This is a genomic window from Enterococcus sp. DIV1937, assembly GCF_050535975.1.
Taxonomy (GTDB): domain Bacteria; phylum Bacillota; class Bacilli; order Lactobacillales; family Enterococcaceae; genus Enterococcus; species Enterococcus faecalis.
This window is the reverse complement of the sequence record NZ_CP172909.1, coordinates 589,846-615,863: the sequence shown is the minus strand read 5'-3', so window position 1 is coordinate 615,863 and position 26,018 is coordinate 589,846. Positions and strand designations below refer to the sequence as shown.

29 protein-coding genes and 2 other annotated features are annotated in these 26,018 nt (G+C 38.2%); of the genes, 8 read left to right on the top strand and 21 right to left on the bottom strand.

Annotation, left to right across the window (positions count from 1 at the left end):
* Nucleotides 1-45 precede the first annotated feature (45 nt).
* From IGL13_RS03020 to udk, 16 genes are all read right to left on the bottom strand, one after another.
* Nucleotides 46-1,056, bottom strand: coding sequence for a sugar kinase (locus IGL13_RS03020; RefSeq protein ID WP_430604621.1), 1,011 nt, complete (start codon nucleotides 1,054-1,056; stop codon nucleotides 46-48).
* Nucleotides 1,057-1,065: 9 nt separating this feature from the next.
* Nucleotides 1,066-1,809: a 2-dehydro-3-deoxy-phosphogluconate aldolase gene (gene dagF, locus IGL13_RS03015; protein WP_002361094.1), complete on the bottom strand. Its 744-nt coding sequence runs from the start codon at nucleotides 1,807-1,809 to the stop codon at nucleotides 1,066-1,068.
* A gap of 3 nt (nucleotides 1,810-1,812) precedes the next feature.
* On the bottom strand, nucleotides 1,813-2,919 hold the full coding sequence (locus IGL13_RS03010) for a DgaE family pyridoxal phosphate-dependent ammonia lyase (protein WP_194180202.1): 1,107 nt from the start codon (nucleotides 2,917-2,919) through the stop codon (nucleotides 1,813-1,815).
* Nucleotides 2,909-4,018: an amidohydrolase/deacetylase family metallohydrolase gene (locus tag IGL13_RS03005; protein ID WP_002355715.1), complete on the bottom strand. Its 1,110-nt coding sequence runs from the start codon at nucleotides 4,016-4,018 to the stop codon at nucleotides 2,909-2,911. The genes IGL13_RS03010 and IGL13_RS03005 overlap by 11 nt, the downstream gene beginning before the upstream one ends.
* Before the next feature lie 8 nt (nucleotides 4,019-4,026).
* Entirely contained in the window at nucleotides 4,027-5,115 is a 1,089-nt protein-coding gene (locus IGL13_RS03000; RefSeq protein WP_194180203.1) for a DUF871 domain-containing protein, read from the bottom strand.
* Between the two features lie 8 nt (nucleotides 5,116-5,123).
* On the bottom strand, nucleotides 5,124-5,423 hold the full coding sequence (locus tag IGL13_RS02995; RefSeq protein WP_002363233.1) for a hypothetical protein: 300 nt from the start codon (nucleotides 5,421-5,423) through the stop codon (nucleotides 5,124-5,126).
* Nucleotides 5,424-5,448: 25 nt separating this feature from the next.
* Complete coding sequence (locus IGL13_RS02990) at nucleotides 5,449-6,762, bottom strand: PTS sugar transporter subunit IIC (protein WP_002358780.1); 1,314 nt, start codon at nucleotides 6,760-6,762, stop codon at nucleotides 5,449-5,451.
* Nucleotides 6,763-6,892: 130 nt separating this feature from the next.
* Nucleotides 6,893-7,588 (bottom strand): DUF4310 family protein, encoded by a 696-nt coding sequence (locus IGL13_RS02985; RefSeq protein WP_002361314.1) that lies wholly within the window; start codon nucleotides 7,586-7,588, stop codon nucleotides 6,893-6,895.
* Between the two features lie 19 nt (nucleotides 7,589-7,607).
* Nucleotides 7,608-8,387 (bottom strand): DUF4311 domain-containing protein, encoded by a 780-nt coding sequence (locus IGL13_RS02980; protein WP_002355709.1) that lies wholly within the window; start codon nucleotides 8,385-8,387, stop codon nucleotides 7,608-7,610.
* A gap of 15 nt (nucleotides 8,388-8,402) precedes the next feature.
* Nucleotides 8,403-8,759: a DUF4312 family protein gene (locus IGL13_RS02975; protein ID WP_002355708.1), complete on the bottom strand. Its 357-nt coding sequence runs from the start codon at nucleotides 8,757-8,759 to the stop codon at nucleotides 8,403-8,405.
* A 30-nt stretch (nucleotides 8,760-8,789) separates the two neighbouring features.
* Nucleotides 8,790-9,146: a glycine-rich SFCGS family protein gene (locus IGL13_RS02970; RefSeq protein ID WP_002355707.1), complete on the bottom strand. Its 357-nt coding sequence runs from the start codon at nucleotides 9,144-9,146 to the stop codon at nucleotides 8,790-8,792.
* A 14-nt stretch (nucleotides 9,147-9,160) separates the two neighbouring features.
* Nucleotides 9,161-9,484, bottom strand: a complete 324-nt coding sequence (locus tag IGL13_RS02965) for a PRD domain-containing protein (protein WP_002386165.1) — start codon at nucleotides 9,482-9,484, stop codon at nucleotides 9,161-9,163.
* Nucleotides 9,450-11,369, bottom strand: a complete 1,920-nt coding sequence (locus IGL13_RS02960; protein ID WP_002388793.1) for a BglG family transcription antiterminator — start codon at nucleotides 11,367-11,369, stop codon at nucleotides 9,450-9,452. The genes IGL13_RS02965 and IGL13_RS02960 overlap by 35 nt, the downstream gene beginning before the upstream one ends.
* A gap of 369 nt (nucleotides 11,370-11,738) precedes the next feature.
* Nucleotides 11,739-12,704, bottom strand: a complete 966-nt coding sequence (locus IGL13_RS02955) for a Gfo/Idh/MocA family protein (RefSeq protein ID WP_002364750.1) — start codon at nucleotides 12,702-12,704, stop codon at nucleotides 11,739-11,741.
* 103 nt (nucleotides 12,705-12,807) lie between these two features.
* A complete protein-coding gene (locus IGL13_RS02950) occupies nucleotides 12,808-13,149 on the bottom strand; it encodes a type II toxin-antitoxin system PemK/MazF family toxin (RefSeq protein WP_002355703.1) in 342 nt (113 codons plus the stop codon).
* 168 nt (nucleotides 13,150-13,317) lie between these two features.
* Nucleotides 13,318-13,947: a uridine kinase gene (gene udk, locus IGL13_RS02945; RefSeq protein WP_002378058.1), complete on the bottom strand. Its 630-nt coding sequence runs from the start codon at nucleotides 13,945-13,947 to the stop codon at nucleotides 13,318-13,320.
* Between the two features lie 174 nt (nucleotides 13,948-14,121).
* Here udk and IGL13_RS02940 point away from each other — a divergent pair, with 174 nt between their 5' ends.
* A complete protein-coding gene (locus IGL13_RS02940) occupies nucleotides 14,122-14,577 on the top strand; it encodes a GNAT family N-acetyltransferase (RefSeq protein ID WP_002378057.1) in 456 nt (151 codons plus the stop codon).
* Nucleotides 14,578-14,611: 34 nt separating this feature from the next.
* Here the strand turns inward: IGL13_RS02940 and IGL13_RS02935 are convergent, their stop codons facing one another.
* A complete protein-coding gene (locus IGL13_RS02935; protein ID WP_002378056.1) occupies nucleotides 14,612-15,292 on the bottom strand; it encodes a YjjG family noncanonical pyrimidine nucleotidase in 681 nt (226 codons plus the stop codon).
* Nucleotides 15,289-16,071, bottom strand: a complete 783-nt coding sequence (locus tag IGL13_RS02930; RefSeq protein WP_002361308.1) for a pseudouridine synthase — start codon at nucleotides 16,069-16,071, stop codon at nucleotides 15,289-15,291. The genes IGL13_RS02935 and IGL13_RS02930 overlap by 4 nt, the downstream gene beginning before the upstream one ends.
* A 330-nt stretch (nucleotides 16,072-16,401) precedes the next feature.
* On the opposite strand from IGL13_RS02930, the gene IGL13_RS02925 reads away from it, so the two are divergent.
* Complete coding sequence (locus IGL13_RS02925) at nucleotides 16,402-17,010, top strand: 50S ribosomal protein L25/general stress protein Ctc (RefSeq protein ID WP_002358773.1); 609 nt, start codon at nucleotides 16,402-16,404, stop codon at nucleotides 17,008-17,010.
* Nucleotides 17,011-17,261: 251 nt separating this feature from the next.
* Complete coding sequence (locus IGL13_RS02920) at nucleotides 17,262-17,585, top strand: DUF960 domain-containing protein (RefSeq protein WP_002355697.1); 324 nt, start codon at nucleotides 17,262-17,264, stop codon at nucleotides 17,583-17,585.
* A 65-nt stretch (nucleotides 17,586-17,650) separates the two neighbouring features.
* Here IGL13_RS02920 and IGL13_RS02915 read toward each other — a convergent pair whose 3' ends face one another.
* Entirely contained in the window at nucleotides 17,651-17,899 is a 249-nt protein-coding gene (locus IGL13_RS02915) for a GlsB/YeaQ/YmgE family stress response membrane protein (RefSeq protein ID WP_002355684.1), read from the bottom strand.
* 106 nt (nucleotides 17,900-18,005) lie between these two features.
* Nucleotides 18,006-19,637 carry a peptide ABC transporter substrate-binding protein gene (locus tag IGL13_RS02910; protein ID WP_002401462.1) on the bottom strand — a complete coding sequence of 544 codons (1,632 nt, stop codon included), beginning with the start codon at nucleotides 19,635-19,637 and terminating at the stop codon, nucleotides 18,006-18,008.
* A 147-nt stretch (nucleotides 19,638-19,784) separates the two neighbouring features.
* Nucleotides 19,785-20,017: a binding site (T-box leader), on the top strand.
* A gap of 155 nt (nucleotides 20,018-20,172) precedes the next feature.
* Nucleotides 20,173-20,415, top strand: a binding site (T-box leader).
* A gap of 53 nt (nucleotides 20,416-20,468) precedes the next feature.
* On the opposite strand from IGL13_RS02910, the gene IGL13_RS02905 reads away from it, so the two are divergent.
* The 5 genes from IGL13_RS02905 to IGL13_RS02885 all read left to right on the top strand — a co-directional run bounded on the left by IGL13_RS02905 (nucleotide 20,469) and on the right by IGL13_RS02885 (nucleotide 23,545).
* Nucleotides 20,469-21,113 carry an amino acid ABC transporter permease gene (locus IGL13_RS02905; RefSeq protein WP_002383057.1) on the top strand — a complete coding sequence of 215 codons (645 nt, stop codon included), beginning with the start codon at nucleotides 20,469-20,471 and terminating at the stop codon, nucleotides 21,111-21,113.
* A gap of 12 nt (nucleotides 21,114-21,125) precedes the next feature.
* Nucleotides 21,126-21,761 (top strand): amino acid ABC transporter ATP-binding protein, encoded by a 636-nt coding sequence (locus tag IGL13_RS02900; protein WP_002358764.1) that lies wholly within the window; start codon nucleotides 21,126-21,128, stop codon nucleotides 21,759-21,761.
* A 10-nt stretch (nucleotides 21,762-21,771) separates the two neighbouring features.
* Complete coding sequence (locus IGL13_RS02895; RefSeq protein ID WP_002355679.1) at nucleotides 21,772-22,605, top strand: amino acid ABC transporter substrate-binding protein; 834 nt, start codon at nucleotides 21,772-21,774, stop codon at nucleotides 22,603-22,605.
* Between the two features lie 175 nt (nucleotides 22,606-22,780).
* Nucleotides 22,781-23,224, top strand: a complete 444-nt coding sequence (locus IGL13_RS02890; protein ID WP_002355676.1) for a hypothetical protein — start codon at nucleotides 22,781-22,783, stop codon at nucleotides 23,222-23,224.
* A 96-nt stretch (nucleotides 23,225-23,320) separates the two neighbouring features.
* Complete coding sequence (locus IGL13_RS02885; protein ID WP_002383054.1) at nucleotides 23,321-23,545, top strand: DUF3955 domain-containing protein; 225 nt, start codon at nucleotides 23,321-23,323, stop codon at nucleotides 23,543-23,545.
* A gap of 54 nt (nucleotides 23,546-23,599) precedes the next feature.
* On the opposite strand, the gene leuS is transcribed toward IGL13_RS02885, so the two are convergent.
* Nucleotides 23,600-26,014 carry a leucine--tRNA ligase gene (gene leuS, locus IGL13_RS02880; RefSeq protein ID WP_010710149.1) on the bottom strand — a complete coding sequence of 805 codons (2,415 nt, stop codon included), beginning with the start codon at nucleotides 26,012-26,014 and terminating at the stop codon, nucleotides 23,600-23,602.
* Nucleotides 26,015-26,018 lie beyond the last annotated feature (4 nt).

Sequence of the window (26,018 nt, the reverse complement as noted above, 5' to 3'; positions counted from 1 at the left end):
GACCAGAAGAAAAGCCACACACGACTTTTCTTCTGGTTTTCTTCTTTAACGAATTAAATCAAGATTCGGATGCTCAAGAACGTGATTCACTTGTTTGACCGTTGTCAAAGGAATATCTCCTTGAATCGTATGTGCAAGGACCCCATTGACTGTGGCAAAGGTAACTGCCTTTTCTAACGACCAATTTTGGCTATAGCCATATAAAATCCCCGCCGCATAAGCATCACCAGCACCAATTCGATCAAGATTAAGAAGCGGTCTTTTTTCACTCTGTTGGTACTCATTTTGGGTATATAAATACCCACTTAAGTAGTTTTGATTTTGGGAATGACTTCTCGTTGTCCCAGCAAACCATTCCAAATTGTATTGAGACATGAAACGCTGAATCAGTTCAGTTTCTTGTGCCTCACCTTCTAAATCTTCTCGCGGAATGAAACCCAATAGCTCGACCAAATCACGTCGACTGCCAAAAACAATATCACAATAAGGTAAAATGCGTTCGTACTGTTGACGCATAAAGAGTGCGCTATTTGCTGTATTTAAACTAGGTCGATAATTAAAATCAAAACAAACTTTCTTTTGACAGGCATGCGCCTTTTGAGCAAGTATCAAAGCAGCATCACGAGTTTTTTCAGTTAAACTTAACGAAATACCACAAATATGCACCATACCTACTTCCGCTAAAAAGGCCTCAAAATCGTAGTCCTTCGCCTCGCTGCTGCCAAAAGCACTCTGATGGCGATTTTGATAAGTTACTTGTGTGGGTCGGATTCCATAACCCATTTCTGCAAAAAAACTACCAATATGATCGCCCTTTTCTCCTACCCATTGATCTGAAATTCCTAACTTCCTTAACGCTGCTTTGCCAGCTTCACCAAGACGATTGGCGGGTAATTTCGTAATCAATGCTGTTTCTAGTTGAAAATGAGCCAAATTTGCTAAGAGATTTACGCCAGTCCCTACAAAGTTCATTCTTAACTGCTCTGTTTGTTCTAACATTAGATACTCTGGCGGAGTGAAACGAAGCATGACTTCACCAAACGCAGCAATTTTCATCTTTGCCACCTACTTATTCAATGTGTTTTTCATCATGGTTAGTAACGTTTTCACGTCTTCTGTTCTAGTGTCCCCTGTTTCTTGATCGATAATTGAGCTGTAGACATGAGGAATGATTTTTTTAACGCCGGCATCCACCGCAATTTGAACAATTTCTTCAAAGTTTTCTAAATCAATGCCCCCTGTTGGTTCTAAATAAAAGTCATACTTGGCACAAGCTGCTGCTACTGCTTGGTATTCTTCTTTGTGAGCCAAGCCTTTCATCGGGAAATATTTAATGGAACTGCCCCCCATGTCTTTCAACAATTTGATGGCGGTTTCGATAGGCACTTCCGCCGCTGGCGCACCCGAGCTTAACGGACCTGTCGCAATGTTGACATAGCCAACTTTGCCTGTGGGTGAAACCAAGCCATTAATCACTGTTTCGTCTTGACGAAGTAAGGCCCGCGAAGCGCCGACACCTGTGAAGACTTGGTTCACGTGTTGCGGTTGTAGAACTTCTGATAAGCGAGCCACCATTTGACTTTGATTAGGATCGCCAGCCCCTAAGCCGACAGATAAAGCGTTGTTGGTTGCTGCTTGGTATTTTTTCATATCGTCAATGGCTGCTTCATCGGTTTCATAGTTTTTTGAAAGGACGCCTAACACAACATGCCCTTCTGCTGCTTCATAACAGGCTTGGGCATTTTCTACTGAATTGGCTAAGACGTTTAAACAAATGCGTTCTTCTAAATAATTAGGTTTTAATGACATGGCTTATTTCTCCTTTGTGTCCATAATTTCTTGTAATCGTTGCACGATTTTGTTCATTTCTTCTTGATTGACAGAACGAATGTCAAATTCAATGATGCCATTGTTGGCTTGATATTCTCGCGTATAAATGGCTGGACTTTCTGCTTTTAACGCTTGGATGACTTCCTTGGCGGTTTTTCTGCCGTCCACTTTGACACTGGCGCGATAAATGTCTCGGCCAGCGCCATCTTGGACGATTTTAGCGGTTAAATCTGACAGGTTGTTGATGGCTTCAACAAACGGTTTTAAGCGCTCTTGCATCGAAGCCCCTGATTCACTGCCATGTGCCAAGTATTCTTCCACTGCTTGCGTAAAGCCCAAGATATTGTCTTTGCCAATTTTCATTGCTCGACCAATGCCTTTGCCTTGTAGGCGCACCCAGTCAATGTATTCTTTTTTCCCGACCACTAAACCGGCACTTGGCCCTTCAATGGCTTTGGCGCCGCTGTAAATCACCAAATCAGCGCCTGCTTCGGTGTATTTGAAAAGATCTTCTTCTGCTGCCGCGTCAACAATTAGCGGCACCTTGTGGCGTTGCGCCACTTTGGCCGCTTCGGCCACCGTCAGCATACTTTTTTGCACGGTATGGTGGCTTTTGATGTATAGAATGGCCGCTGTTTTTTCAGAAATCATCATTTCCACGTGTTCTGGACTGCACATGTTGGCGTAGCCAGCTTCCACCACTTGGCCGCCGCCTTGCGCTACCATGACTTCTACAGGCGTGCCGTAGTCCACGTTGTGCCCTTTAGGTAAAACAATCTCCCGTTGTTCGATCTTTTCTGTATAGGGATGATATGCGTGGTACAAGCTGCCTTTTCCAATCAAGGCAGCCACCGATTGGGCAATCCCCGCCGAAGCCGAGGAAACGATTTGGGCATCTTCTACCTTCAACAATTTGGCTAAAAAAGCTCCTGTTTGCACACTAAGTTCACTCATTTCAAAGAAATGTTCGCCGCCGAATCGTTGAGCCGCTAGGACTGCCTCCGAAACTTTGGAGACACCTAGAATGGTCATTTTCCCAGAAGCGTTGATGACTTCTTTTAAGTGGAATTTTTCGTAACTAATTGTCATAGATTTGTCCTCCAATAATTGTTTTGATTGGGCGAATTTGCTCTTTGGCTACTCGTGTCAATCCATTAGAATCAGTCAATGTTTTTTCTTCTGCTTGAATCGTGAAAATCGTTAAATCAGCATCTTTACCTATTTCCAACGTGCCTTTTTGCGTTAAATGGAAATTCTCAGCAGGGGCCTTGGTTACCTTTTCAATAATTTCTGGCCAATCATAGCCGACCACACGGAGTTTTTCCATCGTTGTGGCTAAATCATAAACAGGACCATTTTCTCGGTTACGGATGTAGATATCTGTGCTAATTGATGCAGCTTTCATTCCCTCGCGCAACGCTGTTTCAGCTACGTGAAAATTGAAACTATCCGTACCATGCCCGATATCAAATACGACTCCTTTGTTGTACGCTTGCCAAGCGAAATCTTTTATTTTATCCGTTGCTTGGTCTAAGATGCCATTTTCTTTCCCATTAAAACAATGGGTTAGGACATCCCCTTTTTCCATCAAGGCTAAAATTTCATCTAAATGAGGCGGTGCTGATCCAATGTGAACCATTAAGGGAATTTCTTGGTTTTCTTGCTGAATCTGTTTGGCCAATTCTAAAGGCGTAATGCCGTTATCGCCAATAACGGTCCTACTCATACGGGCTTTAATCCCTACAACAAAATCTGGTAATTCTTGAATCGCTTTTTTGACTAAACTCGCTTGTACTTTACTTAAATCTGCGAGTTCGTCCTGAGCAACGATGCCCCATTTAGAAATATTGACTAATCCAAAAACATTTGTTTTTGCTTGTTGCGCTAAGTCATAAAATTCATGAATGTTTTCAGCACCTGTTGTCCCAGCATCGATCACTGTCGTAACACCCTTTTTGACCCCAATTTCATCTGGATAATCATAATAAAGAGCCATTTTTTCAAAACAATGAACGTGATCATCTATCCAGCCTGCGGATACATAAGTACCTGGTTCTAAGTGGATAGTTTCTTTTGCAGAACCTGAAATAGTTGCTGCAACAGCAGCTATTTTTTCCTCTTTAATTGCAATTTCAACAGGCATACCATCTACTGTCTGTCCATTTTTTATAAGTAAATCGTAGTCCATATTCTTCCCTACTTTTCTATAAATCTAAATTTTGTCCAAGGCTTAATGAATTCTAATAATACAAGTTCTTCTTCTATAATACGCCCTACTCGATTTTTGCGTGAGTCTTGATGTGGTTCTAAAACGACTTGTAATTCATTTTTGTATTTTCCAAATGCATCATTTCCCACAACAACATCTCCAGGTTGTAGCATTGCTTGATTATCATGTGGGGGATTAGCTTCATTTTTATATTTTTTACGCACTTCTGTGGAACGAATCATCTGCTGAGTGATATCTCCACGGCGAAAATGTTGATTTTTTGTTACGATTTCTTTTTCAATTTCAGAAGTCGCTTCTTCAAAAACAATGGTCAATTCTGTTTGATAACGATTCAACTGACCCAATGCTTCTAATTCTTCGTTGGAAGCATAAGCATTTCCAATAACAACATCATCAATTAAATTTGTTGCAAATAAATGTTTAGCTTGAACAGTGACTGGCAACTGTCTATGCATTTCTAAAGTAGGTAGCCCATCATTCACATCCCAAGGACCAATTTCACCTACCTGTGATGAAATAAAAGCAGCTGTCCGAATACCTTCCTTTTTAAAACGGATGCTACATTTTTCAAAGAAATCATACGGCAATGCAGTTCCCGCTTGTGGATAAAAGTTATGACAACCATATAAGAAAGGTCGATTCGCTTCATACGTCAAAATGTTATCAAGATAAGCGACATCATTACTCATATTCAACTCAATAGCCACGCCGAATGGATTAAACGTCAACATGGCTTCTTTATTTCCATCAAACCCTGTATCCAACCGAATCCCATCAGCTCCTAATTCGCTGAAAAAAGTCAAATCATCATATGAAATTTCCAATTCATCAAAGATACTTGGAACGACATCTAAAATTGTTTCAAATCCTAAATTTTTCGCATAACTAATTAATTCTTTAAATTTTTTCTGAATCGCTTCTTTGCCATCGGTCACTTCTAACATACTCATAAAAATTCGAGTAAACCCACATTCGCTGGCTTTTTTTAAATACGCTTTATCTTGATTGATATCACTATGATCTGGATAAACTGATACACCTAATGCTCTTTTCATCTTCGTTCTCACACTCCGCTATTTTCAAATTTATTTCGAAATTTCCAAGCAATCACCGAGCTACACAAGATTGTTGTAGAGCCAACGAGCAATACTGGTTGATTTAGAAATCCGCCAATTATCATGGAAAGAGTAATACAAACTGCCGTAAAAACCAACGTCTTTACCAAACCAAATTGATAAACAACAGTAGGCAACTGCCCTTTTTCTATAATAATTTGACTAACGATAAAAAAGAAAATGAACCAAATAATCATCTTATACGCTCCTGACTTTCTTCTCTGACTTAGAAGGGGCAGGATATTCATATCAGAACACCCGCCCTAACATTTTTTAATTTTTTGCTGCTTGTTCAGCTGCTAATTCTTCTGCTTCTTTATCCAATTGTTGTTTTTCATAAACTTTGAAAAATGGATAGTAGATAGCCATTGTAATTAAGAAGTTAACAATCACTAATACTGCGGCCGAGAAACTCCAATTGGTACTCATCCAAGCAGCAATTGGTGCTGGAATTGCAAACGCTAAGCGTGCAGCCATCATCGGAATTATATTAGCGACTGTTAAGAAATAAGATAACGTTGTTGTAATTAACGGTGCCACGATAAACGGAATACCTAAAATAGGATTCATTACGATCGGCGTTCCGAAAATAACTGGTTCATTAATATTAAACAAGCCTGGTAAGAACGATAAACGGCCAAGACTTTTCAGATACGTTGATTTAGAAAACATCATTAAAACAACTAAAGAAAGCGTAGTTCCAGCGCCACCAATCCAGATAAACCATTGTAAAAACTGTTCTGTAAAAATATTAGGTAACTGATGAACGTTTGCACCATTGGTAAAAGCTTCAAGGTTTTCTGCAATCGACATATCCCAGAAAGGACGAATAACTGGGCCCATAATCGCTGGACCATGAATCCCTAAAACCCAGAAGAAACAGATTAAGAAGACTGTTAGTAAGCCGCCAAATAAACTGTTACCAGCAAGGATACCTTTAAGTGGCATTAATAACGTACTCAAGAAACCATTCAAATCAAAACCAATTACGTGGCGAATAACCCAGAATAATAAAAGAATAACTGCTCCTGGAATTAACGCAATAAATGAATTTGACACTTCAGGCGGTACGCCATCTGGCATCTTAATCATAATATCTTTTTCAATAAAGAAGCGATAAATTTCAACAGATAACAGCGCTGTTACAATCGCACCAAATAAAGAAGCTGAACCTAAATTTGCTAAATTAATATAGCGCCCTGCTGTAATGACGTTGTCAACATCTTCAAAGACACGTGTTGGTGGTGCCGCTGTTACTAAAAAGGCCATTAATGCTAAAATTCCGCACGTCAAAGAGTCAAGCTTATAACTTTTGGCCAATGATGAAGCAATCCCAAATGTTGCATAAAGTGCAAGTAACCCCATCGTATAGCGGGAAGGAATATCTAAAATTGCTTGATAAGGTTCAATCAATTTCGTGTATGCCTCAATTGGAATATTTTGAAAAATTGTAAAGAATGAGCCCACAATTGTTAAAGGCATCGTTGCAATTAATCCTTTTCTAATCGCTGTCATATGGCGTTGCGAACCAAATTTATTCGCAATCGGCATTAACTTAACTTCCATCCACTGTACAAAACCATTCATTTGTTAATTCCTCCGTTCAACTAATAAAAATAATAATTATTTCGCATTTATAATAACATAGTAACATTATAATGTAAACGCTTATTCTTATTCATGACAGAGAAAGTGCAAAACAAAAGGCTTTTTCTTATTATAAAGAAACCGGGAATATTGCACCAAAAATCATTGCGCCTAAAATTGCGCCCCCAGCGATTGGTTTTTTCCAAATGTAAAAACCTAAAGCTCCTAATGTGGCACCAATCCCAATAGGAATCGAAGCACCCGCCGCACTCAAAATAATTAACGGGCCTAAGAAACGTCCTGAGGCATTACCAGCACCCATCATCACATCCGCACCAAAAGTGGAATTTCCTTGATTGATAGTAAATTTCCGAATCAACACAATTACGCCACCAACTGCTAACCCTAGTAGCGCACCTGTTAAAAGTGCTAAGCCAAAGTTTTCTACAGGTGCTTTAATACCCATGCTGAGGAAAATTGCAGGTACGCCAATCCCGATCCCCGTTAAAATTGAGCCACCTAAATCTAAAATCCCGACTAAAGAACCTTCTAAAATTCGTGCAAACAGGAAACTTGCACCAAATGCTGCGGCAGCGCCATAAGAACCACCATCTAAACCAGCTTTTAGCATCGCAACAATTGAAACTTCATTAAAGGCGCCCACACCATAAACTACATACATATGTGTTCCTGCAAAAATTGCCGCTGACATAATCCCGACTAAAATGGGAAAGCCCCAATCAGCATACCAAAAACTTTTGCCTTTTAAACCTTCTTGAATTTCTTGTTCTTGTTGTGCCCATTCATTTTTTTCTTGCTGTTCCATCTATGAGACCTCCTTTTTTCTATTTAACGGTGAAGACATTGTGTAAATTATTTAACCATTGAGGAATAGACAAGCGGAAACTTTCGATCATTTCTAAGTCGAACCCTCGGAAGAAGCCACTTAAAATAAATAATAAGATAATGGCACCAAGCATGCCGCGTGTCATTCGGGTCCACCCTAAATCATCGACACCTTTACCGATTAAGATCCCTAATACAACTCCTGGGACAGCATTACCCATGACTAATTGAGATAATCCGCCAAACAATGTTCCCCAGAAACCCGTCCGTTTTCCTGCATCTAAAGCCGCTAGCCAGAATAAAACAGGCATCACAGTATTGATTAAAATCGTTGCTGCAGGTACCAACACCGCAACTGCTGTTACTTGTAGCGATTCTGGAATTGCTGCAGCTGTACTATTTAAGAAAGCCACAGTCGCCATTCCTACAAAGGCCCCGACAATCCCCATTTTTTTGGGATTATGCATCGTTTTAGTGACATCTTTATCCTTTACCAATAAAATTGCTGCAGCCCAGTTAGGCACAATCCGGTGGGTCACATCTTGTGTAAAGGCCCCTGCTCCGACGGCCGAAGCCCAAGCATTAAAGAAAAAACCTAAACCAAAAGAAAAGTGTGATGCTGGATCTCCTTGTGCCGCGTTCATTTCTCCTAATGTTCTAAATGCCCCTAACCCTTGCGTTTGTGGTGCATGAAACATCCGAGCAGCGCCTGCGCCAGCTGCAAAACCTAGTAAACCACCAATAAGCAATGACTTCAGCAAAATGATTACAAATTCCATTCCTTCTTCCTCCCTTTATACGCCTCTTTTTGAAAGAAACGGAACTACTACTGCGTTCGGTTCTTTAATTGTTTCCGTTAAAAAATCAACTTCTTCGACTGCAATGGCTTGGATTTCCACTTCTACAGCTAGTTCGACATGATAAATCACTCTCTTTCTAGGAAAGAAGAAGAACAGAAATTTTTCTGTATAAACTTGTTCTTTTGCCTGACGAATAGTTACTTCTTTCGGTTCAATCCGGATGAGGACCTCTGTTGTTTCTTTTAATACTTTTTTTGAAACATCATTCAATGCACTTGCAAAAGCTTCATTCTTCTTATTACCTTTTCCAGAAACAATCACGGTTTGTGTTGACCGTTTTGTGGCATCCATAATTACCGCTCCTTTCTAAGTTACTACTTTCTATGCTCCGTGTTTCTTAATAAATGCTTCAGTTACTCGTTTACCAAGTTCTTCCTGATCCATAAAACCAAATCCAAGAACAGTTTTCCCATCGTTAATTGCTGTTACCCCTTCTTCGATTGATCGCATGCCATGTCTTTCGGGATACCCGTATTTAGTAGCAGCCGTTAACGCCCCTGCACCACCACTGCCACAGAAAGAAATGCCTAAATCAGCCTTTTCTTGTTGCATCACATCTCCTAAACGCATATCAGCGCCCATTCCTGGAACAACAACCGCGCGACCACCGGCTTGCTCCACTCCTTTTGCAACATTTTGTCCTTTTCCTAAACGATCTGCGATAACTACTGTAATCATAACTTTTCCTCCTATTAATTGTTTTGTTTAGCAACTTCAAAATGAACAGCTAAAACATACCATTCATCTTCTGATAACTGACCAATTGCTTCTGTTGTTTCTTGTGCAATTTTCAACGTTTCTGGTGTTAGTTCCGTAAATAACGTCCGATCAACACCAGCTAATGTCGTTCCTTCTCTTGAACGATTCAGCATCTCATTGAGATGGTTAATCAAAATCGTCCACTGTAATTCCGTTGGTTCAATTTGTGCTTCTGCTAATCGCGCACTGGTTTGTTTGATAATCGATTGTAGCTTTTCTGGTTCAGCACTTTGTCGAATGATCTCCTGTGCTTCCATTGCTAGTTCCATCCTCTTCCTCCTTTGGTTGTTCTAAATAATTAAGTAATGCTGAAATTTCAGCATGATTGACAGGTAACTCATTTTTAGCAAATAAACATTCAATTTGCCGAATTTCTTCTTGCCGTTCATGAGATACTTCTCTATTACAAGGAATCTCTTCGTATTGTTTATTAAACGTAATCCGATGTGTCATTAATAAAACGTGAAGTAAAAAGGCTTCTTGATATTCGCTCAGTAACTTTGTTTGAAACATTCGTTTTAACTCTTCATAAATAATATACGCTTTTACTAATAAATCTTGGCTTTGTATCCGTTCATTTTTTTCAATTACATCAGATTTCGTGGAGCGAGCGGTACCTTTTCCTTGACGTTTCCCTAATAAAATTTTATCGACCTCTTCCCGAATCAAACTTAAGTCTGTGTCCGTCAACAATGGACTAACTTTAATAAATGGGTATGTCATTTCTTCAATTGGGAAAATACTCAATACCAAATCGGGCTTTTCTGCTTGAATCACTTCAGTTGCATTTAAAACAGAAGCAAATCCTGCGAGTTCAACGTTTGGTACTTCCTCTAAAATTTTTTGTTCAATTAAACTGGTCACACCTAAGCCCGTCGAGCAAACATACACAATCCTAACAACTTTAGCTTCCTGCTGTTGTCGTTCCTGAGCTGCCAAAAAATGCAACGCAATATATGCGCAGAAAGAATCGTTGACTAACAAAACAGAACGTTGAATTAATTGTTTACAGGCACTTTGAATAGCTAAAAATAACGCTGGGTGTTTTCCTTTGATTTCTTCAGAAAACGGATTGTATTCATTAATAAATAAATGTTTCTTTGTAAAACGTAAGGACAGGTGTGCAAACAAGTTCGTAAATAATTGGCGATCATTTACAAAAGGATAATTCAGCTCTTTTGAAACGCTTTCAATCACTTGCTTTGTTAATTGAACCATATCTTGCCGTTGATGGGTTCCGAATAAATCACTATAAATATAAAAATATTCATCCGCTAATAAAGGCAAGTCATACCGTTCAAACACCTCTTGTAAAAGTAAAAGTGGTACTTCGTTCCGTTGTTCAAAGCGTGTTTTTTGCGATAACACTCGGTAAGTCCCAATTGTATGCGCCATCTGCATACGTGCTGCGGCAATTGCCACTCTCAACGTAATAGATAATATTTCGGCATAATCAAATTGATTTTGATCGAGTGGATTAATTAAATTTCGCATTTTTTTCAATGCACTACGATAACAACCTTGAAACAATGTCCCTGACCCAAATTTAATTTTAGGGATTTTTTCAGCCCCTTTTGTCTTTGTCACATAGTTCATAATTTGGTAAATATCGTATTCTGTAAGTTCTTTTTGAGTGATAAATTCCATCAGTAAGCGTACATTGCTTTCTTCACCACTGATTGTAAACCCTTGCCGTGCTTGGCGAATTAAGGTTAAATCATATGCTTGCAGCAACCGTTCGACCTGTTCCAAATCACTGACAATTGTGTTTCGACTCACTAATAATTCATCTGCTAGCTGCTGTGCCGTTAAGTACCCTTTGACTGACAATAACTGAAAAATCAATACATTGACTCGTCTTTTTTGATCAGGATAGGTTTCAAATCGATCGACATCGATAATTTCATTTTTTAACAGTAAGCGTTTAGAGTCAGGTAAATCTAGCCAGATTCCCTTATTTCGTTTTGAATAAAGTGTCTCATCGTGCTGTTCAAACCAAGCACGAATATCTTCTAAATCATACTTAATTGTTCGAACGCTGACAGTAAAGTTCTCAGCTAATTCTTGCGTGGTAATACTCCCTTCCAAATCCAAAAGCATCAATAAAATATTTATCGCTCTTTTGGACAACAACACGGTCATGCCTTGTCACCTCTTTTCTTTTCCCTTTACACTTAAAACTATAGCGTTATTTTATCTGTTCCACAACACAAAAAAGTTGCACTTATAAAAGTGCAACACTTCTCTTTTCATACAAAAAAATCCCTTAACAGTTACTACTGTTAAGGGATACCACACTATTTATTTGCATAAATAGACAGAAACCTTCTCCACAAAAGTATTCTGTCCGACACGTTACAAATCCGGTAACTGATAGCCGTACTATCTGGTGTCGTTGTGTTTGACAATCACTAGCCGTCAAAACGGAATAGCCGAAGCTATCTGATTGAGTCAACTCGTCGCATAAAACACACTTTAACACAGAATAGTTTGGATAGCAAGTGATGGTAATTATTCGTTATCGAACCATTCTTGATAAAAACTTTCAACAATTTTAACGGTTGCTATCGTTAATTCTTTCGTCATTACGGGGCTAGTTAACTTTTTGTCTTGTAAACATTGATTCACATGATTGATTTCATAGGTAAATTCACTAGTGAATTGTTCAGACCATTTGACAGTGTTGCCTTGAGCATCTGTATAATAAGCACAATCTGTTTTCCAGAAATTAGGAATAACGATTTGCCCTTTTGTCCCACAGATGGTCATTTCACTAGGTATCTTTAAACCAACATTAATAAAAATATTTCCCAGCGTCCCTTCAGCAAATTTCAAAGCTAAATTACATTGACTATCCGTCGCCCCTTGCTGATACGTTGCGGTTCCCGTAACAGTTTGAATCTCTTTCCCTAATACGTATTGTAAGTATTGTAATGGATAACTTCCTGAGCCATGAAGCGCTCCACCACCCGCTTCTCTCGAGTAAAACCAGGGAATATGGTCCACATTGGGATAGGCAGTAACTGACTGAACCCATAAAATCTCTCCCAATCTCCCTTCTTGAATTGTCGCCTTTACTTTTTGGGTAATTGGTAAAAAGACAGACTTCTGAGCTTCCATTAGAAAAACCCCTTGCTCCTGTGCGATTGCGAAGAGTTCTTCTGCTTCAGCAGTATTTAATGTAAATGGTTTTTCCAGTAGGACGGGTTTTCCTTGTGATAACGCAAGCTTAGCTGCTGAGTAATGTCCTTGATTGTAGGTGGGAATATAAATAATATCAATTGTTTCATCCTTACATAACTCTTCATAACTGCCATAAGCCACCGGAATCGCTAATTCTTTAGCCATTTTTTGAGCATTCTCTAAACGCCTTGATGCAATCCCGCGCACTTCAGCTTGCGCGCTTTCTCGAAGCCCTGCTACAAATCTTGGGACAATTTGGGCAGTACTCATAATTCCATAACGAATTTTATCCATGTGATCGCCTCCTCTTTCACTATACGAGAAAAACGAATATTTGGAAACCATTTCAACAAAAAAAAAGAAACCGTTTCCCCAAAACGATTTCTTTATATGTAAATTAACGGATACCAACGCTAACTTTTAAAGCTTGATTGACCTGTTCCATCTCTTCACGAGAAAGTTGACAAACCTTGTGTAGCATTCGTTCTTTATCCAATGTTCGAATTTGTTCTAACAAAATAAGTGATGGCGTCCTGCACTCGTTATGGGGAATTTCGATGAGGACTTGCGTTGGTTGCAGCCGCTTGCTTACGTTACGGGTAATCGGTGCAACAATCAACGTTGGACTAAATAAGTTACCTTTGTTATTTTGAATAATCAGGACAGGTCGAATCCCACCTTGTTCAGAACCAACAACTGGTGAGAGATTCGCATAAAAAACCTCACCTCTTTTTATCATTCAGATTCCCTTCCCTCCTTTTCCTTTAAAAAATTATAGCATATTGTTTCTTGCAATATTTTCAACTTTTTAGCTATCCCTTAAAATATTTGATAAAACCACCCTTTAAAAGTCAAAAAAAGCTTAAACAGTCGACTCTGATATAGAGACGGCTATTTAAGCTAACTATTACATTTTTGTTAAAATACTATCCACTTTTGTATTAATTAAATCAATAGCGACGTGGTTTTCGCCACCTTCTGGCACAATGATATCTGCATAACGTTTCGTAGGTTCAATAAATTGGTGATACATGGGCTTGACGACTGTCAAATATTGTTCAATCACAGAATCCAACGTACGGCCACGTTCTTCCATATCACGCTTGATTCGACGAATAATACGGATGTCATCATCTGTATCCACATACACTTTAATATCCATTAAATCCCTTAAGCGGCGATCTTCTAAAATTAAAATCCCTTCAAGAATAATTACTTCTTTCGGTTCTTGGATCACCGTTTCTGTACTTCTTGTATGCGCAACGTAGTCATAAACTGGCTTTTCAATGGCTTGATAATTTAACAGTTGTTCAACATGTTGAATCAATAAATCTGTATCAAACGCAAAAGGATGATCATAATTGGTATTTAAACGTTCTTCAAACCTCAAATGGCTCTGATCTTTATAATAAGAATCCTGTTCTAACATCATAATTGAATGATCGGGAAAATTATTAAAAATCGCACGGCTAACACTGGTTTTTCCGCTTCCTGATCCGCCAGTAACACCAATGATAATTGGCTGACTATCTTTCATGTATAAACCTCTTTCTTTTCAAAAACTTCATTGTCTTTTACTATTATAATGAAAACTCTGAAGAATGCCAGACCTTTTCCAAGACTTTTCATGTGATTTTTATCTTCTTATGAAAAATCTGCCCACACTTCTTTCAATTACAGTATACTTATCAATAAAAGGAGAATCCTACCTATGATTAAAAAAGTCAAAAAAGAAGCACTTACAACTGCGCATTACGCTCTTCTTTATGAGGCAGATCCCTCAAAAAAAATGGTGGAAGATTACATTACCCGCGGCATTTGCTTTGACTATCAGACTGAAGAACTTCAAGGAATTTTAGTCCTGTTGCCGACTCACCCACGGACATTGGAAATCGTAAACATCGCTGTCTCAGAAGAAAGCCGAGGGCGGGGCATCGGACAAGAGTTATTACATTTTGCCATTGATTTTGCCAAAAAAGAAAAGTATGATTACTTGGAGATTGGGACTGGGAGCACAGGCTTTCAACAGCTATATCTCTACCAAAAAGTCGGTTTTCGAATGACACATATTGAACCAGATTTTTTTATCCATCATTATGATGAGCCCATTACGGAAAACGGCTTGCCTTTAAAAGATATGGTTCGCTTACGGTTACATTTAAGTTAAAAAACAACATTTCCTGTACAGGAAATGTTGTTTTTTAATGCCCAAGAATTGGTAACAACTCATCTAGCTGTTGAATCGTATAATTGGGTTGAATGGTTGGTGTTGCTGGAGCGGAGGTCGGATTGAGCCAAACAGTTTGAATTTTCGCTTGTTGGCCTCCTTGAATATCTGAATGCAAAGAATCGCCAATAATCATTGTTTTTTCTCTACTAAAATTAGGAATCCGTTCAAAAACAAAATCAAAATACTCTTTCATCGGTTTTTGATAACCCACTTCTTCTGAAACAAAAATATCTTTAAAATAAGGCATTAATTTCGAATCTTCCAACCGACGATACTGTGTTTTTGCCACTCCGTTTGTCACAATATATAAATCATAATGGGGTGCTAATTTTTCCAAGATACGTTGACTATTGCCAAGCAAGTCATGTCCTTGACTTAAATATTCTCGGTAGTTTTCTCCCATTCTAACGCTATCAACTTCTCGATTAAACGCGTCAAACAATAAACCAAACCGTGTATCAAGGAGAACATCTTTTGTTATTTTTCCTTCTTCAAATGAACGCCATAATCCTTGATTAATTCGGTGGTATGTTGACTCGACTTCAGATGTAAATGGTACATTTTCTTCTTCAAATAAGGCATGGAGCGCCTTCTTTTCAGCCAATTTAAAATCTAACAATGTATCATCAACATCAAAAAGCAATGTTTTCATTTCCGTTCCTCTTCTCTTTTCAAATTACTCGGTAACGCTTTGCTTGTTTGTTGTTTTTCAATAAAAAAATAAGGCAATAGCAATTGTAACTCTTCTCTTGTTAATGAACGATAAGCACCTAAAGGTAATTGCGGATCTAGCCGCAACGGCCCCATAGTTTGACGTTTTAAAGCAGTCACTTTTTTCCCCACAGATAAAAACATTTTTTTCACTTGGTGAAATTTTCCTTCTTGAATAGTCAGGAAAACATGACTCTCCGTTTCAGTCGCTGCAAGAACAGTTATTTTTGCTGGCTTACATTGAATGCCTCCTTGCAAAACAATCCCATCTTTAAATTTAGCACAATCTTCTGCAGAGACCAAACCATTGACTTTCACTTCATAACATTTCGCTACTTCTTTATTTGGCCGAATTAATTGATACCCTAATTGTCCATTATCTGTTAATAGAAGTAACCCTTCCGTATCGCCATCGAGTCTGCCCACTGGATAAAGACCAGGGCGTCTGTCTTGTGGCGCAATCAAATCAATAACTGTTTTTTTAGATGCATCTGAGACAGCGCTAACCACACCTTTTGGCTTATTCAACATATAGTACACATGGGTCTTATGCGAAATTAATTGTCCTTTTACTTTAATCATTTGTAATTGCGCATCGACATTTTGGCTTTCATTTAAAGTCACGATGCCATCCACAGTGACCTGCTTGCCTTTGATTAATCGTTTCACCGTTTTGCGTGATCCAAACTGAAGTTCTTCTAGTAATTTATCTAATCGCATTGTTCAGCTCCATTCTGGTATAAGTATAGTGGAATCCGTTAAAGATGAAAAGTGGAAAAAGGTAATTCCTTGACGTATAAAAATATAAGTGTTACGGTTAATAAGTAAAGTAAATAAAGGTTTCTCAAAAACAGCGTAATGACCTGGGAGAGAACAACGATAACAATGAACCATTCCCATGAGTGTTGCCTGGCAATATTTGTGGGGATTTTTTGATTATTGTTAGCATTTTTCTAGACAAGAACAACTGAAAAAAGAGTTTCTTTTTTCCATTATGTTTTGTTTCTGAGTTTAACCAAATCACTCATTATTTCAAGGAGGAATTAGGTTATGTCAGTACAATTAGAAGTTAAAGAAAGAGCTATCCGTCCACGTTCACTAAGAAATCAGCTACGTCACGAAGGGAAAGTACCTGCCATTGTTTACGGTTACCAAATTGAAAGTACACCAATCTATTTTGAAGAAAAAGACTTATCAAAAATTTTACGCGAACATGGTGCTAACACCGTTATTAAAATGACAGTTGATGGCAAAAACATCAACACATTAATGTCGAAAGCACAATTAGATACCTTTACTGGTCAAATGCTTCATGTTGAATTCTTATCTGTAAATATGAAAGAAACAACAGAAGTCGAAGCAGAAGTTCAATTAATTGGTGAATCTGCGGGTGTGAAAGCTGGGGGTACCTTAGCTCAAAACTTGTACACTGTTTTAGTGGCAGCCACACCAGATAAATTGCCAGAATCAATTGAAGTAGATATTACAAACTTAGAAATTGGTGATGCTCTTACAATCGCTGATTTACCTGAACACAAAGACTATGAAATTTTAACTGATCCAGAAGAACAACTAGTTGCTATTGTTGAAGCACAAACTGCTCCTGAAGAAGAAGAAGGAACAGCTGCTGAAACGACTGAACCAGAATTAGCCGAATAAAGAGTACACTTTTGTTCAGCTGATTCTCTTAAGTTTTAGAAATGGGGTGTACGTTGAAACAACGTACATCCCATTTTCTTTTTACTGCATGTCTTGATTTCTTTATATAAATGATGACACCTGCAAAGTTAGGAAGCTACAGAGGAATATTAAATTTTTGCTAATCTACGCAATATTTTCAAACGAAACAATTTCTTTTTTTTAAATTTGCAGTATACTAAAAGTAAGTAAACAAAAAGGAGGTCATCCATATGTTTGAACGTTTTGATAGTGACCGTAGCCGCTATGCTTCATTAGGTGTTGTTTCCAGCTTACCTAGTGGCTTAATTGATAGTATTTGGTTGATTATTGACTTAAATCTAAAAGGGGTTATCCCTTTAAACGACTTACTTCACTTTGATTTGTTGAACAATAATGGCAAGGTGACTGTCCATTTTTCTCAAGAAAATAGTTCAGTAGAAATGGCCATCGACTTACCATTTAGTTATTCTACGGCATATCCGTCGCGAATTTTTGCTTTTGATGATGGCCATCGTGAAACGATTTTATTACCTGCAGAAATGTTAGAATCTTAAATAATTTCAACAAACAAAAATACCACCGAATGAAACACTCGGTGGTATTTTTTAATTTTAAAATTTTACGCCTTACGGTTTACAATAAAAGAGTAAATAGCGATACAGATAATCGCTCCTAGCAACGCTGAGATAATCGGAAAACCGCCGATGACTGGTCCTAAAGAAGGCAACAAGAGTGATGCTACCCAACTTCCTAAAAAGCCCACGATAATATTTCCAATAATGCCACCTGGCACGTCTTTTCCTAAAATTGCGCCAGCAATTGCGCCAATAATTCCTCCGACAATTAATGCCCATAGAAAGCTAAACATTTGAAAAACCTACCTTTCATAGTTGATTTTTTTAGTTAATTTTCCTACTTTAAGGATAAAACAGAAAGCAGACTTTTTCAAAAGATAGGACTTTTCAGAAGTCAATTTATTCTTCTACATAAGCTAAACGATAGGATACTGTGCGACCAAAAGAAAATACTTGCAAACCTTGTAAGCGATCTGATTTCAAGTAACCAATGGCTCCTTGGAATAAGGGTAAAACACCGGCATCTTTTTCAATTAATGTTTTTTCTAAACTTAGTAATTCATTCCAGCGTTTTTCAGGTTCATTGGCGTAATCTTTTCTAACTTTTTGGAGACCTGCATCATACGCTGAATCGTTATAACCAGAAGTATTTAAGCCACTTTTTGAGTCATAAAATTCTAAAAAATTAATGGGGTCAGCATAGTCAGGTGTCCATGTTCCAAAGGCTAAATCGTAATTACCTGCTGTTTGTAAATCCAAACGATTTTGCAAAGGCAATGATTTTAATTTGATTGTTAAACCTGGTAAATTTTGTTGCAATTGCCCTTGAACAAATTCAATGGTTTTCTTGGCAATCGCTGAGTCCGCTGAGATTAGTTCCAATTCAATTTTATCTTTGCCCAACTCTTCTTTCGCTTTGGTCCAGTTAGCTTGGGCTTCTTTAATATTATATGGCAACAAATCACCATTTTCTTTGCGGAAATCTTCACCTGTGTCTGGATTTTTTGCAAAATTAGCTGGTACAAAACCATTTAAAGCTGTCGAGCCATCTCCTAAAATTTCTTTTGCAAAAGTTTCTTTGTCAATCGCTTGTAAAAAAGCTTTTCGAACATGTTCGTTGCCGGTAATTTCACGGCGATGATTGGGGCTTAAATAACCCACCATGGCTTTAGGTACAAAATGCGCTTGTTTTGACTCTTTATACTGAAGTGCATAAGTATCTGCTAAAACAGTGTAATCTAAGTCGCCATTATCAAAAAGATTGGCTCCTGTGCCAATTTCTTTCACTACTTGAACATCAATTTCATTCAATTTTACGTGTTCTTTATCCCAATAATGATCATTCTTCTTCAATTTCCAAGTTTCGGAATTGCCATCCCAGCCTGAAATTACAAACGGCCCATTGCCAACAAAATTATCTGCAGAAGTCCCATAGGCAGTACCTTTTTCTTTGGCAAAGGCTTCATTTTTAGGCATAAAAGGTGTTCCAACTAAGACTTGGGCTAAATAAGGAATTGGATTTTCCAATGTTAGTTCTAGTGTCTGGTCATCGATTGCTTTGACACCAAATTCTTCCATCGTGGCTTGTCCTTCCCGCACCGCACGCCCATTTTTAAAAATATCCATTTGATTACTGCTACTTGAACCATACGCTGGATCGACCACGTTTCTAAACGCAAATACAAAATCCCCTGCTTTAACTGGATCCCCGTTTGTCCATTTTGCTTCTCGTAACTTGAATGTATAGACTAACCCGTCTTCACTAACTTGTGGCTCTGCTTTCGCCATAGCTAGCTCAGGATCTCCGTTTTTATCTTGTCGATACAAGCCTTCAACTACTTGACCAATCATATCGGAACTATAGACATCTGTATAATGAGCGCTGTCTAATGTCGAGAGTTCACCACCAGATGCGACGTTAATTTTCTGTGTAGCTGGTTCCTTTGAGGTCGTTTTCGAACCGCCACTTCCACATGCTGCTAAAACCAAGCCCAGTGCAACAAGTCCGATTAACCACTTTTTCTGTTTCATACCAAAACTCCTCCTTCTGTTCAAACAACTTACCTACATTTTACATGATTTTCCATACATTTGTCCTTTTTCAGCACTTACTTTTTGAAAGAAAAATATTTTTTTAAGAATAAGAGTTGACAGATATTTTTTCTGGTGGTACAGTATTGAAAAACAGAGAACAGAAGAGTAACTGTTTCCTTTAGTGAAGAGAGTCTTTGGTTGGTGGAAAAAGACGTAAAGAAACAGCGAACCACATCTGGGAGTTGACTTTTTGAACCCTTAGTAGGAAAGTCCGGGACCACTCGTTAACAGGCGAAGTTATGAACTTCATAAGGTTCGTGTTGCGAAACACGAATAAACTAAGGTGGAACCACGATAATTGATTATTCGTCCTTTGGCTATTCAGCCAAAGGACTTTTTTGTTTTTTTAGATGCGCTTTTCAACCTGAGAGAGTGCCTCAACTGCTCAAGTCTGTTGTCCTCTTTTCCATATGCTTAATGGGATACGCTAGAAAAGCAACAGGTTTTCTGTTCCGTTCGAACAATTTCATACTTGCAATCAAGGCTTAGGACATAGTAATTTAGCTCTTCCTTTACAGAGACTTTTTCATTGGCTGAAAGAAAAAGATGGATTCTTCTTTACTCACACCTAAAAGATGTTTTTCTGAATCCTTTAGTAAGAAAAACCGGTGACTCTATCGTTAACAGAGAGTAGTTGTCAACGCAACTACATAAGGCTTATCTTGTGAAAGATAAGTAAATTGAGGTGGCACCACGAACGCGATTCGTCCTCTTGGCTCACAGCCAAGAGGCTTTTTTGTTTTTTAATAAAAATTGTTGGAGGAAAAAATGATGGATTATATTTTAGAAATTTTACCTGCTTTAGTTAGCGGAGCTGGCATGACACTGAAAGTCTTTTTCTTTACACTCCTTGGCTCGATTCCACTGGGGATCATCATTGCCTTTATTTTACAAAGTTCGTTTAAACCTTTACGTTACTTAATTAACCTCTACATTTGGTTAATGCGCGGCACTCCGCTATTGTTACAATTAATTTTTGTTTTTTACGGCTTACCATTAATTGGTATTGTCTTTGAACGTTACGATGCAGCCTTATTCGCATTTATTTTAAATTATGCTGCGTACTTTGCTGAAATTTTTCGCGGGGGGATTCAAGCAATTCCCCAAGGTCAATATGAAGCTGCTAAGGTTTTACGTTTAACACGTTTTCAAACAGTCACGCGGATTATTTTGCCACAAGTTGTTAAAATCGTGCTGCCTTCCGTAGGAAATGAAATTATCAATTTGGTCAAGGATACTTCTCTTATTTATGTACTTGGCTTAGGCGATCTTTTACGTGCTGGTAAAATTGCGATGAGCCGCGATGTTACATTAGTGCCATTAGCTTTAGTGGGAGTGATTTATTTACTCTTTACGGCAATTTTGACTGTTGCTTCTAAGAAAATTGAAAAATTCTATCAATATTATAAATAGGAGGACTCTACCATGTTAACTATTAAAAATTTAACCAAACATTTTGACAACCGGACCATTATTGATCACTTAAATTTAGAAATTCCAGATGGTAAAATTTTAACGATTGTTGGTCCTTCAGGCGGCGGAAAAACCACTTTACTTCGTTGTTTGGCTGGTTTAGAAACCATTGATTCTGGTGAGCTTTTGTTGGATGGTGTTCCTTTCAATCCTGCTGAAATGGACAATGCCGATCAAGTGGTTGGGGTCGTTTTCCAGGATTTCCAACTTTTCCCTCACTTATCAGTTTTAGAAAACATTACCTTAGCACCTACATTAGTACTAAAAGAAGAAAAAGCAAAAAGTCAGCAAGAAGCTTTAGAATTACTGGAAAAATTGGGCTTGGCTGGTAAAGAAAAACTCTATCCGTACCAACTTTCCGGTGGACAAAAACAACGAGTTGCACTTGCTCGTGCCTTAGCAATGAAGCCAAAAGTTCTTGGGTACGATGAACCAACGAGCGCGCTAGATCCAGCTTTACGCCAACAAGTGGAAGAAGTTATTTTAGATTTACGGAAACAAGGCATGACACAGATTGTCGTGACCCACGATATGGCTTTCGCTGAAAAAATTGCAGACAATCTTTTGACGGTTGCCCCCGTCCAATAGAAAGGAGTTTATGATGAAAAAGAAATATTCTTTAGCCTTGCTGGTTATCTGTTGTAGTTTACTCCTATTTGCAGGTTGTGGTAAAAGAAAAAGCAACGAAGATCAATGGACACGGATTAACGAAGAAAAACGGATTATTATTGGCTTAGATGACTCCTTTGTGCCCATGGGTTTTCAAGATAAATCAGGCAAAATTGTCGGCTTTGATGTCGACTTAGCCAAAGCGGTTTTTAAACTTTATGGCATTTCCGTTGACTTCCAACCGATTGATTGGTCTATGAAAGAAACAGAATTACAAAATCAAACCATTGATCTTATTTGGAACGGCTACACTAAAACGAGCGAGCGGGCCGAAAAAGTTCAATTCACACAACCTTACATGACGAACGACCAAGTACTTGTTTCTTTAAAAGAAAAAAACATTGCAACAGCGAGCGACATGCAAGGCAAAATTTTAGGGGTTCAAAACGGCTCTTCTGGCTATGATGGCTTCGAAAGTCAGCCTGACGTTTTGAAAAAATTTGTTAAAGACCAAACACCTATTTTATATGACGGCTTTAATGAAGCTTTCTTAGATTTAAAATCTGGTCGAATTGACGGACTCCTAATCGATCGCGTTTACGCCAACTACTATCTTTCCCACGAAGATAATTTAAAAAACTATACTATTTCTCATGTAGGCTATGACAATGAAGATTTTGCTGTGGGCGTCCGCAAATCAGACAATCAATTAGTCCAAAAAATCAATACTGCCTTTGAAACGTTACGAAAAGATGGCACCCTTAGTAAAATTTCTCAAAAATGGTTTGGAGAGGACGTTACAAATAACACAAAAATAAACTAAATAACGAATAAAAAGGTGTACTGCTGACTTAGTACACCTTTTTATTTGAATCAAATTCTTAGCAAATTCTAACTTATGAAGAACTTTTATTTTTGCTACACTAGTAAAAGTCGAGAGAATTTGTCCTTTTCTGCCTAGAACAATCATTACTCTCAATAAATGAAAGGAGAAAAAAATGCCTACTAATAAAAAAGAAGGAATGCTTTTTACTACGTTAATGTGCTTTCTGATGGTTTTCGGAATGAGCACCTATAATTTATTATTGCATGGAGAATTTTCATTGTACGCCTTATCAAAAGGTTTGCTTCCTGGATTTATCGTTGCTTTTATTTTAGACGTTTTCATCGTTGGTGTCTTAGCTAAGAAAATCGCTTTTTCTTTACCCTTTAATAAAGAAAAACGGCTATTACTTATTCTGACCATTTCGAGTCTCATGATTATCGGCATGGTGACTTGTATGTCTTTATTTGGCTTATTAATGGAAGGCCAGACGTTGTCACTAAGTGCGTATTTCCAAGCTTGGGGCCTGAACTTTATTGTTGCCCTTCCTTATCAATTGCTGATTGTCGGTCCCTTTTCACGTATGATCTTAACCAATTACCAACAACGACAAACTTAGAAAATAGATTTCTTATCTAAGTTTTAACAGTTGCCTAAAAAAAAGTTAACCTTTTTGATTTATCTTAGTGATAGTTCATTAAAGGAGGAACTGAAGTTGAAAAAATATCGTATTAGCTTATTTCTTGGCTTGATTAGTCTTTTATTATTTATGATCTCTATTTTAGTTGGATCAACATTATCTAGCGATGGACTTTTAAAAGAACCCGCCTTTTTCTGTACGCCGCTCGGTTACTTTTTTCTCTTCATCGCCTTGCTTTCGGTTATAACAATCACATGTAAAGAACATATGAATCAAAAAGGTAAAACAAAACAACCTTAAAAAGAGCCTGACGTTTTGATACGTCCGGCTCTTTTTTTAATAAAAACATATAACTTAACTTGCAACAATATTTACTAATTTATCTGGAACAGCAATCACTTTGCGCACTGTTTTTCCTTCAATAAATTCTTTAACAGCTTCATGGTTCATTGCAATTTGTTCTAATTCTTCTTTGCTTAACCCACGAGCGACATTTTGTTTGCCACGTAATTTTCCGTTCACTTGGAAAACTACTTCCACTTCATCTTCTACTAAGGCTGCTTCATCATAGGTTGGCCAAGGGACATAAGTTAAACTTTCCTCGTTACCTAAAATTTGCCATAGTTCTTCACCAATATGTGGCGCGATTGGCGCAAGTAATTGGACAAATCCTTCCACATATTCATAAGGTAAGGCATCCACTTTATTGGCTTCATTCACAAAAACCATTAATTGAGAAATCGCTGTATTAAAGTGCAAGTTTGCCATATCTTCTGTCACTTTTTTAACCGTTTGGTGATAAACTTTCGTTAAACGGCCATCATTAATTGTGGTAATTCGGTCACGCATTTTGCCTTCTTCATCAACAATCAGACGCCAAACGCGATCTAAGAATTTACGACTTCCTTCTAAGCCATTTTCATTCCAAGCAATGGAAGCATCTAATGGGCCCATGAACATTTCATAAAGACGTAATGTATCCGCACCATATTTAGCCACCACATCATCGGGATTTACAACATTGCCACGTGATTTAGACATTTTTTCATTGTTTTCTCCTAAAATCATACCTTGGTTGTATAATTTTTGGAAAGGTTCTTTGGTAGGAACCACGCCAATATCATATAAGAATTTATGCCAAAAACGAGCATAAAGTAAATGCAGCACCGCATGTTCGGCACCACCAATATAGATATCAACTGGTAACCAACGTTTTAATTTTTCAAAATCAGCAATTTCATTTTTATTATGAGGATCAATGAATCGTAAGTAATACCAAGAGCTTCCAGCCCATTGTGGCATAGTATTCGTTTCACGTTTTCCCTTCATGCCAGTTTCAGGGTCGACGACATTGACCCATTCATCAATGTTTGCTAATGGCGATTCCCCAGTTCCACTTGGGCGAATATCCGATGTTACTGGTAAACGTAGAGGTAACTCAGATTCAGGAACCGTTGTGGTTGTTCCATCTTCCCAATGGATCACAGGAATTGGTTCACCCCAGTAGCGTTGACGAGAGAATAACCAGTCACGTAAACGATAAGATACTTCTTTTTTCCCTACGTGATTTTCTTCTAGCCACTCATTCATTTTAGCGATGGCTTCTGCTTTGTTTAATCCATTTAAGAAATCAGAATTGATATGCGGTCCATCCCCTGTATAGGCTTCTGTTGTAATGTCGCCACCTGCGATTACTGGTAGGATATCAATGCCAAATGTTTTCGCAAATTCGTAATCCCGTTCATCATGCGCTGGGACCGCCATGATTGCGCCTGTGCCATAGCTTGCTAAAACATAATCGCCAATCCAAATTGGAATTTCTTGGCCATTGACTGGATTTATAGCATACGCACCTGTGAAAACACCTGTTTTTTCTTTTGCTAAATCCGTTCTATTTAAATCAGATTTTTTTGAGGTTTCTTCAATATATGCTTCTACAGCTGCTGTTTGTTCAGGTGTCGTAATTTTTTTCACTAGTTCTAGTTCAGGAGCTAGAACAGTATAGGTTGCACCAAACAAGGTATCAGGACGGGTTGTAAACACCGTGAAACTTTCTTCTGTGCCAGCGACTTTAAAGGTCACATTGGCTCCTTCAGAACGTCCAATCCAATTTCGTTGCATATCTTTAATACTTTCTGGCCAATCAACAAGCTCTAAATCTTCTAATAAGCGATCTGCATAAGCAGTAATTTTCAGCATCCATTGACGCATTGGTCGGCGAACCACATCATAACCGCCACGTTCACTTTTTCCATCAATGACTTCTTCATTTGAAATAACAGTTCCTAGTTCAGGTACCCAGTTAACCGCAACTTCTGCTTCATAAGCTAACCCTTTTTCATATAATTTTGTAAATATCCATTGTGTCCATTTATAATATTCGGGATCAGTGGTATTAATTTCGCGATTCCAATCATAGCTGAATCCTAATGAATTAATTTGGCGACGGAATGTTTCGATATTTTTCTTAGTAAATTCAGCTGGGTCATTTCCTGTATCTAACGCATATTGCTCTGCTGGCAAACCAAACGCATCCCAGCCCATTGGATGCAACACATTATAGCCTTGCGCACGTTTCATACGTGAAAGAATATCGGTTGCTGTATAGCCTTCCGGGTGACCTACGTGTAAGCCTTGTCCAGATGGATAGGGAAACATATCTAGTGCATAAAATTTTTCTTTATTTGGGTCGTCCAATGTATTGAAACAATTGTTCTTAGCCCAATATTTTTGCCATTTTTTCTCAATCTCTTTGTGATTGTAGCTCATGTTA